Origin of the sequence: Bacillus sp. FSL M8-0077 (assembly GCF_038050255.1) — a bacterium.
GTDB classification, from domain to species: Bacteria; Bacillota; Bacilli; order Bacillales; family Bacillaceae; genus Bacillus; species Bacillus altitudinis.
The window spans coordinates 3,835,392-3,852,226 of sequence record NZ_JBBPAF010000001.1 but is presented as its reverse complement, the minus strand read 5'-3'; the positions used below and the strand labels follow the sequence as shown (position 1 = coordinate 3,852,226).

Sequence of the window (16,835 nt, the reverse complement as noted above, 5' to 3'; positions counted from 1 at the left end):
TATATGAACATATTTGAATATGAAAAAACGCCACTGTGGAAATGCGATAATGCCAAATTCACACTAAATTACCCGTTTAAATAGAAACGTCAAATAAGTAAAGAGGCAATGATATGATAGATGAAAAGGTACGCCAATATATTGAAGACTATATCTTAAGAAGCAAAGAAGAGTTGGAGTTAACATCTGCATTACAAGATCAATTTTTCACTCAGTTCAACATTATTAAGCGGTCTGCAAGAACATATCGGGTTTTAGGCGTATTAACTGTATCTACCCAGTATCAACATGTAAATGATTTACCATTAGATCCAGCCATAGCATCTTTAGCCTTAACAACTAATAAAAAAGTGGAATTAAATGAAGATGAACAGGAAACATTTAATTGGTTAAAGGAAGGCTGGATTATCAAGGAGATTCGTTTTGAGAAGGATGGTAAAACAGTTAGTAAAGCTCATTATCGGATGGGCTATCGATTATTTGAATATCAATCAGTGCAGCATCAAAGAAAGCATGATGAATTGGTGAATGACATTTTAATGATCCAAGATCGTTTAAACGAGTTTGCAGTGAAAATGGGCCAAAAACATCAAGCATTATCTCCCAATAGAATATCAGGTATTAAAAAGTTAACAGAGAGGGTTCAGCAATTAAATCCAAGCGAGACGGGGATTTCCTTATCATTTTCAACCAGCTGGCCACTGATAAAAAGGCTTAAGTATTTACATTTTGTTTGCGCATTTTGTCATATTTCCTCTCTTAAAGAATCGTTTGATTGGAAAGAGATTGGTGCAACGTATTACAAGGAGATTGGTGGATCGAAAAAATTTGATGCTGACAAAGAAGAATTTATAAGTGAGATAGAGGACTGGTCGCAGACGCCGATTCAAGAGTTGGGTTTAACGAGTTTGGGGCAGATCACACCCGTCTTTTTTTCTGGAAAACTGAAGGGACAATATTCTTCTTATGAAATTGGACCAGTTCATGCCCTCACAAACTTATCTATATTAAATGAAGCATATCATACAGATGCAACGACTTTCTGGATCGTTGAAAATCGAGCTATTTTAACAAGTATGGCGTCAAAAAGGGATTTTTTAAAAGAGACGAAATCATATGTTTTGTGTACAGATGGACATTTGAGGTCTGCTCATCGAGAAGCGGTGACACAAATTTTAGAGCATAGTCAGGTAAAGCAAGTGATGATTTGGTGTGATTATGATTTAGATGGCGTTTATATTGCAAGAAAAGTATATGAAATACTGAAATCTTTTGATCATTTAAAACTAAAGTGGATATTGCAAAATCAAGAAGTGGTCACGGATTATCAGCATTATGAACAGTGTGTCATGGATTTCCTTCAGCATCAAAAGATGGAACAAGAGCAGATGATGGGAGGTGTCGATCTTTGGAAAAAGTGGATTCAGGATTAATTTCAATTTTTCAATCTTCATACTCAGCACCAGAATTGATGCAATCCATGCGGGATATTTCTACTCTTAGTGGGGTTCTTAGTGATTTAGGTGCTCAACAATTTTTTCAAACTCCTGGGGAAATACTAAGGCTTTTAAAAATCATTCAGTTGCTAAATGAAGAAGCTCTAGGTTTAGGTGAGCCTATTGAAAATACTGAATCAATCTACTATCGGTATCGAAATCGTTATGATGATAAGGAGCCGCCTTCTCAAAAAAGAGTCGATCAAGTAATCCAGGTGCTAGTGAAGTACAATTGGATTTCTAAACAAACGAGAAGAATCAAAATGCGTGATGTTGGAAAACGGATGATGGATATGCTGATTCGACTGGCCAATGATTCATTAGCTTATTATATGAATGATGAGATTGGCAGGTCGTTGTTTCAGGCTAGACGAGATTCAGATATTAGTGAGGCCTATGACGATCAAGGGATTTCAGGTGGGAACAAAATTGCAAGTATGATAAGGCATGTAGAAAATGCTATTACACTTTTAAAAGAGCGTGAGCTAGAAATGCTTGCCGATCGACATGCCTTACCCCAGTTAGAGTTGATTCACGAGTTAATGAATGATTTAGATGTAAAATTGGAAGAGAGATTTAAAAAGTTTCAAACGGTAGAAGACAGTTTAGTACTTACAGAACTCATGCAGAAAGGTACAGAAGTACTTACAACAGGGACAAATCTTAGCCTTGGCATGATTAAAAAATATTTAAAGTTTACGAATATGCAGAATACCCCATTTAGTTCTCATATTCAGCCTGAAAAGATTAGACGTTTCATTTCCAGTATGTTTGAACCACCGCTTGAATCAGATATTCCAGATGTTTATCAGTTGTTAAGTTTCATGGAACAAAATCAATATGTGGATGAGGCAGTTGATGGGTTATGGATGCCTGTGAAATTTGCTTCTCCTTTAACGTCTGGCACAATTGAGGTGGCTGTCGATTATTTAGAAAATTATGAACCTATTATTGACTCAATTCAAGAGGAAGAAGAGGACATCGTATACGCAAGTGAAGAGGTATCTGGTGTTGATTTAGAGCGACACATCGCAGAGTCTAATTGGCTTTTAACAAAAGAAATGATTGATACAACAAAGATTGAAGCGTACTTTGAAAAACAAGAACAAGCGACTTTAGAACAGGTTGTCATTGAGGCTACAACAGAGCAGTGGAGTGACGCAATAAATGCTTTAACTGCTATTTCTGCTTTAGTGAGCAATAAAGAGATTGTTATATCAAAGGGGACGGAACTGAGAGGACATAAACAGTACGAAAAAGAATGGAAGTGGATGAACAGTGAAGATGGAACAGATATTGTCAAACGGAAAAGAGACAACGACCATCAATGAAAGTTCAAATGGTGAAACAAACGAATTGAATGTAAACCCACTGAATGCCTTGCAAGACATTCGGGGCGTTCTCACGCAAATAGAAGAGATGACGTTCATGAACATTCTTTTTTCATCGTCTGCTTCAATTCGATCTGGAAATTTTGGGTTATCTCGTAAGGAAGTTGAGAAACAACTAGGTATTTCGGGTGATGAAGACTCTTTTTTTTCATTTATCAAAAGAGTTAATCAAGCCATTAGCCGATATTTCAAAATCATCTATGATGATACGCGGGATCAAGTAGTTGTGCTCATGCGAGTGACAGCATCAGCTGCGCGTAACACACTATCTAAGGAAAGCTTGGCTATTTTACTCTATATCTTTTATCAACAGGAAGTACTGAAACATGAATATACACTGTTTGATCAACTGTTAGAGGCATTGGGGCATGAAACAAAGAAGGCGAACAATAGAATCAATTTAAATATCGACCCTTTAAAAAAAATCGGTGCGATTGAAGACTACGAGACGGATTCAACAGAAAGGGCTTTCCAATTGACGGCTATCGGTGCAAATATCTTTTCTGACTCTTTTTTGCGAAGAACAGCGGAGTTTAGTCACTCAAATCAATTAAATAAAGAAGAAGTTATGAAGTTTTTTAAACGCTACAATTTTAAGAATGAAGGGACAGAGCAATGATACCTTGGAGATTAACGTTTAATGGCATACGGGATTATCGTCCTGAACAAATTGATTTAGCTGGAGCTGATCAGCATATTCTCATTTCTGGGCCAAATGGTTCTGGTAAGTCTACCATTACTTATTGTCTAGGTGCTGTCTTATATTCTTCAAAAGTTGACTTGGAAGGCTTAAAATCACGGAACCTTTTGCCAGACGAGACGTGGAAAGCTAAAATTTCAATTGTGTTTCAAAATGAAGGTCCGATGAAAATTGATGCAGCAAAGTTTATTCAGTTTACGTTGAACATCGTACAAGAGTCGGGGCAATTGCTGAAAAGAGAATATTCCATTTCAACTGGAGATGAGATCGATGAGTGGGAGAATACAATCACATATACCTCTGGTGGGGGACAGTTTAACTTTTCATCTTATAAAGAGACACTACTGTATAAATATAAGATCGATCCCGATGCCTATTACTTAATTTGGTATCAGCAAGATGTCAACCAATTTGCGACTATGAATCCAGAAGAGCGTTTTCGAGTTTTTAGTGAAATGCACGGTATTTCTCAAATGCAGCAAGAGTGGGAAGAAAGCATTGAGAGATTAAAAGAATCCAAGGAAGCGTTAGACCTTACAAAGCACAACGTCGATAACAGTAAATTAAGTCTCGATATTAGTAAACAACGCTTATACCTTTTTAATCAGAATCAAGAACGTCTAAAGACCGGAGGCATGCAATATATAAGAGCCCTCCTTTTATTAGAAAAAGCACTCAAAAAAGAACAGAAGCTGTTGGAAGATTTGAATGATCAGCTTGAAACTGATTATGAAGAAATAAATGATAAAATTCAGTTGAAACAAGCACAACTTTTAGAGCAAAGTGAAGGCGTAAATCAACTTTTACTTAAACAAGAAAAATTAGAAGATGATATTGAAAATTGTCACGAAGAGATGTCTCTATTAAAAGAAAAGATAACTGAGAAAAATGAAGAAATTTCTATCATAGAAGAGGAATTAAAGGATATCAGGGAACAAGAAAAGTACATTCGGCATACAGAGCAGGACGTGAGGGAAAACTTAATTCGGTTGAAAAAAGAGATTAATCACAACTCGCATCAGCTTTTGCAAGTCGATGAAGATGTATTTCAATTAAAAGAGATAGATAATCAATTGCGCAATGAAATAGCAGAATTAAAGGTTAGAATAGAGCAAGATGAAACGGATAGTAAAAAAATGAAAGAGCTTTTAAATGAGTACATTAGTTCTTATGATGTGAGCGTGAGAATTCATCAATTAGAGAACGAGATCAATCAATCGAAAGATGAACAGTTTACTTTATCAAAAGAGGTCGAGGAATTAGAAATCGAACATCAATTATTGATGGACAATCAAGAGCTTTCTCAACGCCAACAGCAGTCACTTAGCTATTTCAGACAGAGAAATGTGAGAGCATTTCCCCTTCGTGAATTAGTCGAATTAGATGAACAGGCTCAATTAAAAGATGAGCAACTTTTCGATGCGATTAAGTACACAATCTTTTTTCAAGGGAAAAAAGTCGAACCACCTAATGACCTGTACCATGTGTCTCTCATGAATATAGTTCCAGATCGCTCAATGACATCCTTACCAGCACTTCATCTTAAAGTGAAGGAAAGTGTACGAGACGAATTCATTCCGCATGCAATCAAAGCATTGTGGTGGATCGAGCAATTCTTCAAACATAAGACCATCCACATCAAAAATGGATATTTATATGATGACATGGGTATTCGAGGTTCACAGGAAAAAGACCGATTGATTTTAAGCGAAACATCATTACAGGCCAGAAAAAAAGAAGTAGAGCAACAACTAAAGATAAAGAAGATAAGGTGTACGGAATTAGAGAAAGAGCTGAATGAGTTAACGGTACAACTACAAAATCTAAATCGTGTTATTACATCTGTGAAAGAAGCAGAAGCGTTTATGTCAAAAGAGTATGAACGGGAAGATCGAGGGAGACAATTAACAAGAAAAGAAAAGGAATTGTCAGGAAAGCAGCAGCAGTTAAAACAGCTAGATCAAGAAAGACACGATTTGAATAACGTAAAAGCCCAACTGAACAATGATTATACGTTGTTCGAACGAGAAGGAACTTTTTACGAAGAGTTAGGGAAAAGGAAAGAAAAGTATCAAGCATATAAAGCACTTCAACAACAGTTGGCTGTTATAGAAGGAGAGTATGAAAGGTGTAAGAAACACAGCCACTATTTAGAAGAAGAACTTGATACGCATCTTGTTATAGTCAAAAAACAAAAGAGAGTGAAAACAGCATTAGAAGATGACTTACAATATAAAAATAGAGAGAAAGAGGACATAGGCCGTCGACTGAAAGAAAAACAGGATGAAATAGATCGAATGAAGCAAGATTTGGTGGGTTACATGCAAGAGATCACTGAAATCAAAAAGTTCGAGTTACCGCTTTACTCAGAAGCAAGCCAAGAACGATTTCCTGATCAAATTCCATCTATTAGTGAGTTAAGAACAGAACGAGATCATGGAAAAACGATGTTTGATGGTGCAAGAAATGAACCTGAGATTGATCCAGAAGCACCTGAAAATTATAAGGCTGCGAAGACTGAATATGAAAGACTGGATCAAGAATATAGCCGTTTAGACAATTTATTAACAGAGAATGGAGCGAGGACAGAGCAATTAAAGGACAAGTTAGAAACAACGATTAACATGAGAGTGCTTGAGGTGAGGAATCGATTTGAATTCTTTATGAGGCAGTTTCAATTTGAAGGAGAAGTGTCTTGGACAGTTGATGCAGATAGAAGAGGGCGTAATGTGTTTAAATTATTCATTAAAGCAAGGAAAGAAGGCCATCGGGGGACGATGGAAGATGTTAGTGTGAAAGCACGAGGCGGACGAGTTGGAAAAGGTGTGTCCGGCGGTGAAGAGTCGTTAAGCTCATTACTATTTGCGCTAGCACTATTACAAAATTTATCGTTTACACCAGGTTTTATTGTACTAGATGAATTTGATAGTGCGCTTGATGAAAATCGAAAGTTAAAAGTGTTTGATTTATATGTGCAGGAATTGAAAAGGAAGTTAATCATTCTTTCACCAAAGTCACATGAGAAACAATACCTAAATCGATTCTCAAAAGCTTTAGTTGTTCAACATGATTCATCGATCCCATTTAGCAAAATTGTGGGGCTTATTATGAAATAACGAATTAATGCTTAGTAAATTATTACTAAGTATTAATTTTATTTAAAAGCTAAGTTTTGGCAATTAAGAATTTAAGAATCAACGTGTAGAATTCCATTGGCTTTTCAAATCTACGAAAAAATTTTCTGACAATGAATCAGTAACCCAAAACCATCTGAACTTAGGTGGTTTTTTGTACATTCTATTTTTTGGTATAATCAGATATAAGACTAATCAATTGATTGAGCTGAATCGGAGGTACTTATGAAACAACTTTATATGAAACAAAAGGTATTTAGTCTGAGCGGCAGGTTTACGGTAAAGGATGAGCAGGAGAATGATGTATATGTGGTCGAAGGCAGCTTTATGAAGGTGCCAAAGACGTTCACCATTTTGAATACAGAAAGAGAAGAAATCGCTGTAATTACGAAGAAAATGTTTAGCTTTTTACCAAAGTTTTTAGTAGAAGTCGGTGGGCAAGAGGTATTGACGATCAAAAAAGAGTTTACGTTCTTCAAAGCAAAATATTCAATTGATGCTGCTGGTATCGAAGTACAAGGGAACTGGTGGGATATGAATTTCCAAGTGCTGCAAAGCGGCGAAGTGATCGGTCAGGTAAAGAAGGAATGGTTTACTTGGGGGGATAGCTACAAGGTGGATATTTTGAAGGAAGAGATGGAGCCTGTGATGATTGCGCTCGTTGTTGCGATTGATTGTGTGAAAGCTGATGAAGCGGCGTCTAGGTCTTCGTCGACGACGATGAATAATTAATTGGAGGGTATAAAAAGTTGGACAACCTCACCCGCATTTTAAGATTAAGAGATGCAGAGATATGGGCGTATGAATTTCTCGATAATAAAGACATCATCGTCTATTTCTCGATTACAGATTTAAATAGAAAAGCAACGATTCATGATAACCCTCTGGCTACTCAAGAAGAACTGGATGAAAGAGATAATTACATATCAATGGATGTGCACAGCCATCTAGATCTCAAGAAAACGCTAGAAGAAGATATATTTGATGACTTTATCACCAATATCTCAGCTTTAGTAGAGCATATGCATGATTTTCACAATGCGCATGTTTTTATTCATATGCATGTTCATGACAAAATCGAATTAACAGATTTTCAGTTAGAAAAAGATGAAGAGATGCATGGCGATGAAAAAGAACAACTCTATACATTTAAACGTTTATGGATTCAGCAGGCATGTTTTCAATTGGTCGAACAACAATTAAATCGAAAAATCACAGACATGTCTAACAGTAGGTTTTGTCAAGATCTAAAGTGAGGTGAGCGAACGAATGACATTCCCATACAAAGTATTTCAAACAGTCGTCGAATGCGGCAGTTTTACAAAAGCTGGTGAGAAGCTTGGGCTGACGCAGTCTGGGGTGAGTCATAATATGGCGAAGCTTGAGTCAGAACTTGGGATTGTGCTGCTTCATCGGAATCGAAACGGGCTGTCGCTGACAGATGCAGGTGAGCGGGTGATGCCGCATATTCGCCAAATCATTCATCATGCGTCATTGCTTGAGCAGGAGGCGGCGTTGATTCAAGGGATGGAAGTGGGGAGCATTAAGATCGGCACGTTTTCTAGTTTTTCTGCAAAAATGCTTCCGCCGCTCATTCATCGTTTTACGAAAAGTTATCCCAATATCCAATTGGAGTTATACGAAGGCGGCTATGAAGAGATTGAAGAGTGGATCGCGTCTGGCACAGTTGATCTTGGGTTTTTAACACAGCCATCTAGAGATTTGGAAACTGTTCCACTGTTTCAAGATGAATTGGTGGTGCTCATGCAAGAGAGTCATCGTTTCCATACAAAGAAGGTGATGGAAGTCGCTTCGTTTCAAGATGAACCATTTATTATGCCAAAAGCGGGCTGTGATCAACTCATTAAGAAATTATTAAAAGAAAGAGGCGTGAAGCCCCATGTTTTGTTTGAAATTGGGGACAACAATACGATCATCTCTATGGTTCAGGAAGGTCTTGGGCTCACGATCATTCCGAAGTTGATTTTGCCGCCTCAGGTGCCTCATACGAACGTAATTCCACTTGAGACCAGTGTTTATCGCGAAATCAATATGGCGTTTAAATCTTTTAACACAGTCTCTCCCTCTACTAAAAGATGGATTGAAGCGGTCAAAGATCATTTTAAATAGATTCAGCTTGAACGAGAGTCTCTATTCAAGCTGATCAATTTATAGTGTGATCACCCCGCGAATGGTAATAACCGCTGCACCTGCTACTTTAATCACTGGCTTTGCTTCATTCGGAATGACCGTGATACGAAGCAATCCTGGTCTGCCGATTGCATCACCTTGAGCAATACGCAGATGAGTGGTTTCTTGCTGAGAAATGATCCCTTCCAAATAAAAATATCCGGTCAATGCACCGTTTGCTGCTCCCGTTACAGGATCTTCGGGTATACCAATCCCAGGTGCAAAATCCCTTGTATAAAGATCATAGTCGTTTGTGGATTAAAACGTATAAAGATGAGTCGTTGTGATATCCTGTGCTTTATTCATTTTCCCTAAAACAGCTAAGTTTGGTGCCGCTTGATCAATGTCATCCTGATGTTTCAGCGGAACAAGGAGATGCCAGTTCCCGGTATTTGCTAATTTTATAGGATAGGATGGATCAATCCTGTCACTGCTTATACCGAGCATGTCACTAAGCTCTTCTACATCGATGATAAAATCTCGCGTCTTTGGTGTGACCTGTGTCATCTCCACATCAACGACCTTGCCATTTTCCTCGTGCCATACAACGGGAACACGGCCGATCTTTGTTTCTAACACCACCCCTGATTTTTCTTTAGCCATCTCTAGCTCCGTCGCTAAAAGCCAAGTCAATCCAACTGTCGCATGCCCGCAGAAATTGACCTCTTCCGCTGGAGTGAAATATTTCACTCGATAATCGGCTTTTTCATCATGTGCCGGCAGTAAGAAAACAGATTCGGGTAAGTTCAACTCCTTGGCGATATTCTGCATTTCATCCTCCGTTAACCATTCCCCATCCAACACCACCCCAGCGGCATTACCTCCAAATTTCTCAGTTGTAAACGCATCGACATGATACACCCTAATATCTTTCATCTGGCGAATCCTCCTAACCATGTTGTTATGTTCATCATAAGTTTGTATGATGCATTCGTAAAATGAATCTTTTTGATGTGATGAATTGGAATTGTTCATGTAACATCAAACAACTAGGCGCTAGGGGCGGAAAGGTCTACGTTACCGTTACAGGAAAAGGAATGTCAGTGAGTAGTAAGACAGTAAAGAATTTTAAGGCTGAAAGAATACCGGATCAAAAGGCAGGTTCAAAAGAATCTACTTTTTTGTAGTATGCTTGAACAAAACATAAAGAAAGCGAGGGGTTCAGCATAGCTTTAGGAGGATATATCAATATCGGATTGGTATTCTATGATGACATTCATTTAACAACTACTTTTCACCAACTGACTGACTATTTAACAAAAAAAGGAATATCAGTAACAAAAGTAAAGTTTAGTCAGGACGCTGATGGCGAAACATGGATCGAACATGATGTAAAAGAAAATAAAATCAAAAACAATTACTTAGAAGGTTTTTATACAGAATTTGAATTAGCGGGAACATGTCTAAAACATACGACCATGAACATACAAAAAGAAGCTGGTTTTGTTGGATTCGTTCTGTGTTTAAACTGGACAGAGGTTGTTTCACATGATGTAGTTCTTATTCAACATGAGATCGTACAGTGTCTTGTAGAAATTTATCATACTCTTACGTTCGAGTATGCATTTATTGGACATGAAATGGAAGTCGAGATTCATCCAGATGATGTTGAAAAGAATCTGCAAGAACATCATGCTTTTCCGGTTGTTCTTATAGGTAAAGAGGATTATTTAGTCATTTTTTATGGTGGTACTGCCATCGATGGGTTAACTACTCAAGAGAGAGGGAAGGAATGTTTACAGGTTGAAAGAGAACAGTAAAATCCTCCTGAATGGGACTGAACCCCGTTTTTGAGACAGGCTTAAGATATACATTGAATCGTTTTTACGATCGCTATCAAATCCCGCTATTCATTGTGGAAAAGTGCCATTGATCAAGTGGAAGAAGACGGATCTATTCATGACCCAGAGCGAATTCAATATCTCGCATCTCATATTCAAGCACTGAAAAAAGCGATTGAATATGACGATGTGGACCTCATCGGCTATACACCTTGGGGCATCATTGATATCGTGTCATTCACAACCGGTGAAATGAAAAAACGCTACGGCATGATCTATGTTGACCGCGATAACGAAGGTAATGGTTCAATGAAGAGACTCAAAAAAGATTCGTTTACTTGGTATCAAAACGTCATTGCAACGAACGGTGAAGAAGTGTAATAAAGAAATGACTGGCACAATGAAATAATTCATTGGATTGCGAAAGATATTGATGCTAAATGCTAATTGAAGAAGAATCCAAAAACTAAATATCACCATAACAGCAGGAATGATTTTTTTATCCACATTGATTCTCCTTTCGAGAGTAGCTTGTTTTTAGGAGGCATTGTCTCATACCATTACAGAGATGAAAAGAGATATAGATATTAATAGGTTCCATTACTTAATTTGGTATAATTGGTCTATAAAAATGATGAATGATAGATAAAGAATAGGAGTTGTTGAAATGAATCAAACTCTGCAAATGGGTGCCAATACCGTACTAAACTCTCCAAAGGGACAAGTATCCATCAGTTATGAAGTGTCATCTGCAATTGATATTTCTTTAACGGCGTTTCTCTTAACAGATTCAGATCTAGTTCAAGGAGATAATGGCATAATTTTTTACAATCAGCCGGAGAGTGTCACGGGTGTCGCGACACTTTTACCAGCAGAGATATCAGATCAGTTGAAAAGACATCAATTGAATTTTGATATGAGCAAAGTGCCTGTCGGAATTACAAAGATGGCTATTACACTAACAGAAGATCAAGGAATCGGCTTTTCTCAAGTGAAGAATCTGCAAGCAGAAATTCGAACAGGTGATGAGGTGCTATACCTAACACCAGTAAGCTTTACAAATGAAAAGGGTATTGTTGTAGTAGAGCTATACATAAGAAATAGTGAAACGAAAGCACGATCTATCTGGCGTGGCTTCGATTCTGGATTAGAAGGGTTATGTAAGCTTTTTGGGGTAGAGGTTGAACCTGATGAACAGGATGTTTCTACACCTCCTCAAATGACTTCTGAAAAATTAATTGATGAGCCTGCTCCAATGAAGCCAGCCGCTAAAGAGAAAGTCACTGCACCTATTAGCTTAGAGAAAGTTCAAGGTAAAATTAGTCTAGACAAAGGTCATAAACCGATCATCATTGAAAAAACGCCTGAGATTACAGCTACAGTATCTTGGGAATCTGGAACCGATTATGATATTTATGCATTGGTCTATACGAAGTCAGGAAAACAAATAGATGTGGCCATGTTTGGCGCAAAAGGTGTTCCTGCTCTCAAAAGTCACGGCAACGGAGCTGTTGAGCATATGGGAGATGTCGGTAGAAACCATGAATCAATGAAAACAGAAGTCATTAAACTAAGGTTAAATGATGATATCCTAGCGGTGGTACCAGTTGTTTACTCTGCTCAATCAAATGGAACGGGTTCTTTCTATAGATATAGAGTGACTATGAGTATCGATAATCATCAAGGAACGTCTGTCACGATTCATGCGAAACATGCAAATGACAATGATCGAATTTATTCTTGTGTTCCAGGTATTCTTCAAAACACGAATGATGGCGTGATCATTCGTCCTTTAGAGCTTTACAGTAAACCAAACTCTGAGCGTAGACCGAAGTTAAAAATGAAGTATTCAAATGAGATCGATGTCTTGATGGATAAAGGACCAATCAATGATTATAAGTAACGTGAACATGTGGCTAGACAGAGTATAATGAACTGTCTGGCTTTTTCTATATCCTTGCAATTGATAAACTCGTTTATCCAAATTAGTAGGTAAATTGAATAGAGAGTTCATTCCATTTTTTATGTCATTTAGCCTATTTTTCCGTTTTGAAGGTCACGGTAAAATAGACTTTATGATCAATAATGGAGGGAGTGGCTTAATCTGGGCAAGATACTTGATGCAAAAGCACTAACCAGTGTCGTGGATGCAAGGGCAAAACATTATCAGGCACTCCGAGAAGAAATGGTTGATTTAAAAAAAGCGCTACATGGCGTGGCGAACCTCGGTGACGATTTCACTGGGAAAGGTGCGGATAACATTAAAAGTTTCTACAAAGAACTCGCCGGAAATGTGGACATGTTCATCAGCTTTATTGATAAGCAAAAAGCCTTTCATGAAGGTGTTTCTGGAACGCTTGATGATACAAACTTTGGCGGCGATACCTTTGTAGAAGAACACTTTTTAGACAACGCTGTACATATGGGAATCAAAAATGCCAAAAGTATTATAAAGGATCAAAAAAACGCTCTTAAAACCATTTTTCAAGACATAGATGACCTCATTTCACTAGAAGTATTTGATAGCCAAACTTTTGATGAAAAAATAGAAGATGCGGAAGACGAGCGAAAAAAGACAGTGAAAGACCTAAGAGAGCTTGATCAAAATCTAAAAGATGAATATGCTTTGTCAGAGACGGAGCAGCAGGCTACAATGGCATTGTACGCAGAAATGATGAATGCGACAAATGATGGAAAATCCATTTCGCCTATGAATTTTGACAAGAAAGCGTATCAAATTAGCGAAATCTACAAGGCAAAAAACGATATTGAGAAGCAAACTTCTGAATATCTGAAAATCAAAAATGATCAAGAAGAAGCTCGCAAGATCGCAAAGGAACAAGAAGCGCTAGCCAACCGTCCGTGGTATGAAAAAGCTCTTGATTACGGAGGAAATATCGTCAATGAACTGACAGGCGTGAACGATGCAAAACGTGCCGCAACAGGTGTCGATCCGATCACAGGTGAAGAACTCACCGCAGGCCAGCGAGTCGCCGCAGGCGGCATGGCAGCAGCAGGATACATCCCGATCGTCGGTTGGGCAGGACGTATTTTCAAAGGCGGAAAAGCCGTCTATAAAACGACTCAAGCCACGTCCGCCGCAGTTAGAGCAGTCGACATTTACAAGACATCACAAAAATCTTTCGATGCGTTGAAAACATCACAAAAAGGCTTATATGGACTCACCGCAACAAACGGCTTCAGCGAAGCGATTACGGGTCGAGATATGTTTGGAAATAAGGTCTCGAGAGAACAGCAGGAAGCGAGTATGAATGCAGCGCTTGGCATGCTTTTGCCGTTTGGGGCAAAAGGGTTTCATGGTAAAATAGGTTTTAAGAATGCTGAAAGAGTTCAAACTGGTGGTAGAGAACTTTCAATAGATGAATATCTAAAACAACTTGATAAAGCAGAAGAAATGTATGAATCTTTTAGAAAGACAAAAGCTGATATTAAGCCTATTTCTAAGAATACTGGAATACCCGAACACAGGATACAAAGAATAAAGGAGCATTTGTTTATAAAAGAGCATGTAAAAGAGCATGGGGTTGGGCGTTTTGACTCAGATTATCAAATTGCACAAGCTTGGGATAGGTTACAAAAAGGTAATTATAAAAAGAATGATATTGATTTATTAAATCATGAACTTTTTGAATCAAAATTTGAAGGAATATTCAAAACAGATTACAGGACCGCACATGATAAAACAGTTGAATCTGGGCGTCCTTGGTATCCACCAAAGGAGGAATAAAATTGGCTTCGTATGTTTTATTATTAAAGGAATATGAGGATGAAGAAACTGTAGTTTACAAATTTGGACCAAATGAAGAGATAATGGGTAAAATTGAGTTGAGTAAAATAACTAGAAAATTTAGAGAGTTAGAGAGCTTACCAGATCAAAATATTCCTAACGAGTTTTATTTTGATCGGGCGGCTCAAAGATTGGCAGTATGCCTTGTAAGAGAAGGTGGCATATTCCCAGAAAGAACGGCTTTTGAATCTTAGTAGCCACAAAAACCTTGATGGGTAGGAACCTTTCAAGGTTTTTTCCTTAAGAAAAACAAAAATCATCTTGGTTGCAAAGGTATTTAGATAAAAGAACTCGTACTTATTTATTAAATTGATTGTGCTGATAACGTGAAAAGAGCAAAAAGGTCAAATATAACCAGAAGAGAATTTGTTTTTAAAGAAAGGTATCTGATATGCACAAAACCAAAAAACTAAAATAGAAACCTTAAAAAGAAAAAGCAGAAGAAAGCACTTAATAAACGAATTAAGCTATATGACACTTCCAGAACCCCCTTTTTTGGAGGTCGAAGAGAATCAATTTTTTTGTCAGAAGGCATTTACTTTCCTGCAATCGAGAGAACATAAAAGTCAAATACATGGAGACAACTATCTAGAGCAGGGAAAAATCTACACAGTTGTTAAAGGAAATGGCCGGAAGGGTGAAAGCGACTCCTAAACAAGGGAGATTGCTTTTTTTCCGAGATCATGAAATTGGAGCGCTTTTAGTGAATGTAGATGAAGTGTTTCATCAGTTAACGAAACTTCTTGAGCACACCAAATTCTCAAGTGGATACGGAGATTTCATTTTAATAGCAGAGGATTTTCATTTTGGATGATACATAGAGCGTACAGAATATTTTTATGAGCTTAGTCTTTGGGGAATGTGAGTTTAGAGGGATTTTTTTCTATAAACAATTCTCTCAAATTTAAGCAATTCACTATCATTACTTTTCACATTCATATAAAATAAGAGCTAGTGAAAATTTGAATAGATGCTTGATAAATGAAGGGCATGTAAGCTGTGAGCTGCATGAAATGATGAGATGTTTCAAGTACGTGAAGGTTGCAAAGCTGTTTCTCCTCACGCATGAATCTTGTAAGCGTAACCATTATTTGTCACTTCATTGCAATGTGTTGAGGGGTGTGTCAGCATGAGGAATCCGTATTTGAGAACGGCTTCTAGTCTTTATATCAATTATTTTTTATTAGGTATGGTCAATATTATTTTGGCTTCTAATATGCCATTTTTGATCAAACAATTAGATACAAATAGTGCGGGGATTAGTTATATGATATCTGCACTTGGTATTGGCAGGGTGCTTACGTATGGTCTATCGGGCGTACTGTCAGATCGTTTTGGACGAAAGCCGGTCATTTTGGTTTCGGGGGTGCTGATGGCAGTGTTCCTCATCGGAATCCCAATGTCTCCGAATTATCAAATCGCATTTGCGTTTGCGATTTTGGCAGGGGTGGCGAATTCGGCGATGGATGCAGGGACGTATCCGGCTTTAATGGAAGCTTTTCCTCAAAACTCGGGATCTGCAAATGTGATGGTGAAGGCGTTTATTTCGATTGGGGCGACCATTCTGCCGCTCGCTATTTTCTTTTTAGCAGAGCATGATCTGTTTTATGGATTTGCGTTTTTTGCACCTGCTTTTATCTATTTAGTGAATGTGATAATGCTGTGGACATTGCCATTTCCGAATCATCGCAAGGTGGAGCAAGTTCAGGTGACGGAGCATGATGGACTTCCGCGTTTCTCATCAGAGCCTACGTTTTGGAGAGAAGGGGTCGCACTTATTGTGATCAGTTTTACATCAAATGGTCTGTACGCATTGCCGCAAATTTGGCTGCCTACGTACGGTGAGGAAATATTGGGGATGGCTTCTGGCAGTTCTGTGAAGCTGCTTAGTTACTATAGCATGGGCGGTTTGCTGTCTGTCTTATTGCTCGCATTTCTTTTGCGCCGCATTGTCCGTCCGGTCACCGTGCTGCTACTCTATCCGATCATTACATTAGCCTCTATCTGTGTGCTATTGGTCGTGAAGTCTCCAGTCATCGGGACCGTCAATGCATTTGTATTGGGCTTTTCAACAGCGGGTGTCTTTCAACTGACGTTAACCGTAATGGCTGAGTTTTTCTGGAAAAACAAAGGGACGATGACAGGAATTATCTCAACAGCAGGTGGAGTGTCCGCCATTGTGATTCCGGTCGTCACTGGTTTGATCGAAACCCACTCGACCATTTTGCAAATCTTTATATTTGATGCGTGTGTGGCTGTTGTGGCGATCATCGGCGCGGTGTATATCCTTTATCGATATCGCCGTGTGATGATTCACGAATAAAAAAGACGACTT

The 16,835-nt window shown here is 38.2% G+C and carries 12 protein-coding genes and 4 pseudogenes; 14 read left to right on the top strand and 2 right to left on the bottom strand.

Features of this window, described 5'->3' with window-relative positions; all coding sequences use genetic code 11:
* Window positions 1-113: 113 nt before the first annotated feature.
* The 7 genes from NST57_RS19885 (at window position 114) to NST57_RS19855 (ending at window position 8,851) form a co-directional block, all read left to right on the top strand.
* A complete protein-coding gene (locus tag NST57_RS19885) occupies window positions 114-1,433 on the top strand; it encodes a DUF2399 domain-containing protein (protein WP_341299145.1) in 1,320 nt (439 codons plus the stop codon).
* On the top strand, window positions 1,409-2,827 hold the full coding sequence (locus tag NST57_RS19880) for a hypothetical protein (RefSeq protein WP_142153388.1): 1,419 nt from the start codon (window positions 1,409-1,411) through the stop codon (window positions 2,825-2,827). Before NST57_RS19885 ends, NST57_RS19880 begins: the two co-directional genes overlap by 25 nt.
* Window positions 2,781-3,506 (top strand): hypothetical protein, encoded by a 726-nt coding sequence (locus NST57_RS19875; RefSeq protein ID WP_445818805.1) that lies wholly within the window; start codon window positions 2,781-2,783, stop codon window positions 3,504-3,506. Before NST57_RS19880 ends, NST57_RS19875 begins: the two co-directional genes overlap by 47 nt.
* Window positions 3,503-6,703 (top strand): chromosome segregation protein SMC, encoded by a 3,201-nt coding sequence (locus NST57_RS19870; RefSeq protein WP_341299144.1) that lies wholly within the window; start codon window positions 3,503-3,505, stop codon window positions 6,701-6,703. Before NST57_RS19875 ends, NST57_RS19870 begins: the two co-directional genes overlap by 4 nt.
* A gap of 243 nt (window positions 6,704-6,946) precedes the next feature.
* Window positions 6,947-7,453: an LURP-one-related family protein gene (locus tag NST57_RS19865; protein ID WP_142153382.1), complete on the top strand. Its 507-nt coding sequence runs from the start codon at window positions 6,947-6,949 to the stop codon at window positions 7,451-7,453.
* A 17-nt stretch (window positions 7,454-7,470) separates the two neighbouring features.
* Window positions 7,471-7,977 carry a hypothetical protein gene (locus NST57_RS19860; protein ID WP_142153380.1) on the top strand — a complete coding sequence of 169 codons (507 nt, stop codon included), beginning with the start codon at window positions 7,471-7,473 and terminating at the stop codon, window positions 7,975-7,977.
* Window positions 7,978-7,990: 13 nt separating this feature from the next.
* Entirely contained in the window at window positions 7,991-8,851 is an 861-nt protein-coding gene (locus tag NST57_RS19855; protein ID WP_341299143.1) for a LysR family transcriptional regulator, read from the top strand.
* Between the two features lie 39 nt (window positions 8,852-8,890).
* Here the strand turns inward: NST57_RS19855 and NST57_RS19850 are convergent.
* A pseudogene (locus NST57_RS19850) lies at window positions 8,891-9,787 on the bottom strand (PhzF family phenazine biosynthesis protein).
* Window positions 9,788-10,107: 320 nt separating this feature from the next.
* On the opposite strand from NST57_RS19850, the gene NST57_RS19845 reads away from it, so the two are divergent.
* Both NST57_RS19845 and NST57_RS19840 read left to right on the top strand, forming a co-directional pair.
* The gene (locus NST57_RS19845) at window positions 10,108-10,671 is read left to right on the top strand and encodes an Imm64 family immunity protein (RefSeq protein WP_341299142.1); all 564 of its coding nucleotides are present in this window, start codon (window positions 10,108-10,110) and stop codon (window positions 10,669-10,671) included.
* Window positions 10,672-10,706: 35 nt separating this feature from the next.
* A pseudogene (locus tag NST57_RS19840) lies at window positions 10,707-11,073 on the top strand (family 1 glycosylhydrolase); the annotation flags it as partial.
* Here the strand turns inward: NST57_RS19840 and NST57_RS19835 are convergent.
* Window positions 11,071-11,172, bottom strand: a pseudogene (locus NST57_RS19835) (hypothetical protein); the annotation flags it as partial. The pseudogenes NST57_RS19840 and NST57_RS19835 sit on opposite strands and share 3 nt — an antisense overlap.
* 187 nt (window positions 11,173-11,359) lie before the next feature.
* Between NST57_RS19835 and NST57_RS19830 the strand changes: the two are divergent.
* The 5 genes and pseudogenes from NST57_RS19830 (at window position 11,360) to NST57_RS19815 (ending at window position 16,823) form a co-directional block, all read left to right on the top strand.
* Entirely contained in the window at window positions 11,360-12,595 is a 1,236-nt protein-coding gene (locus NST57_RS19830; RefSeq protein ID WP_142153372.1) for a TerD family protein, read from the top strand.
* 240 nt (window positions 12,596-12,835) lie between these two features.
* The gene (locus NST57_RS19825; protein WP_445818804.1) at window positions 12,836-14,440 is read left to right on the top strand and encodes a ribonuclease YeeF family protein; all 1,605 of its coding nucleotides are present in this window, start codon (window positions 12,836-12,838) and stop codon (window positions 14,438-14,440) included.
* Window positions 14,441-14,442: 2 nt separating this feature from the next.
* Window positions 14,443-14,694, top strand: a complete 252-nt coding sequence (locus NST57_RS19820; RefSeq protein ID WP_039962862.1) for a hypothetical protein — start codon at window positions 14,443-14,445, stop codon at window positions 14,692-14,694.
* 220 nt (window positions 14,695-14,914) lie between these two features.
* Window positions 14,915-15,314 (top strand): annotated as a pseudogene (locus tag NST57_RS20420) (YxiF family protein).
* 315 nt (window positions 15,315-15,629) lie between these two features.
* Complete coding sequence (locus NST57_RS19815) at window positions 15,630-16,823, top strand: MFS transporter (RefSeq protein WP_142153367.1); 1,194 nt, start codon at window positions 15,630-15,632, stop codon at window positions 16,821-16,823.
* Window positions 16,824-16,835: the final 12 nt, after the last annotated feature.

What these genes read in the sequence shown, in the direction of transcription:
- NST57_RS19885 (WP_341299145.1), top strand. Translation starts at nt 114, where the DNA reads ATGATAGATGAAAAGGTACGCCAATATATTGAAGACTATATCTTAAGA.
- NST57_RS19875 (WP_445818805.1), top strand. Translation starts at nt 2,781, where the DNA reads ATGGAACAGATATTGTCAAACGGAAAAGAGACAACGACCATCAATGAA.
- NST57_RS19870 (WP_341299144.1), top strand. Translation starts at nt 3,503, where the DNA reads ATGATACCTTGGAGATTAACGTTTAATGGCATACGGGATTATCGTCCT.
- NST57_RS19865 (WP_142153382.1), top strand. Translation starts at nt 6,947, where the DNA reads ATGAAACAACTTTATATGAAACAAAAGGTATTTAGTCTGAGCGGCAGG.
- NST57_RS19855 (WP_341299143.1), top strand. Translation starts at nt 7,991, where the DNA reads ATGACATTCCCATACAAAGTATTTCAAACAGTCGTCGAATGCGGCAGT.
- NST57_RS19830 (WP_142153372.1), top strand. Translation starts at nt 11,360, where the DNA reads ATGAATCAAACTCTGCAAATGGGTGCCAATACCGTACTAAACTCTCCA.
- NST57_RS19815 (WP_142153367.1), top strand. Translation starts at nt 15,630, where the DNA reads ATGAGGAATCCGTATTTGAGAACGGCTTCTAGTCTTTATATCAATTAT.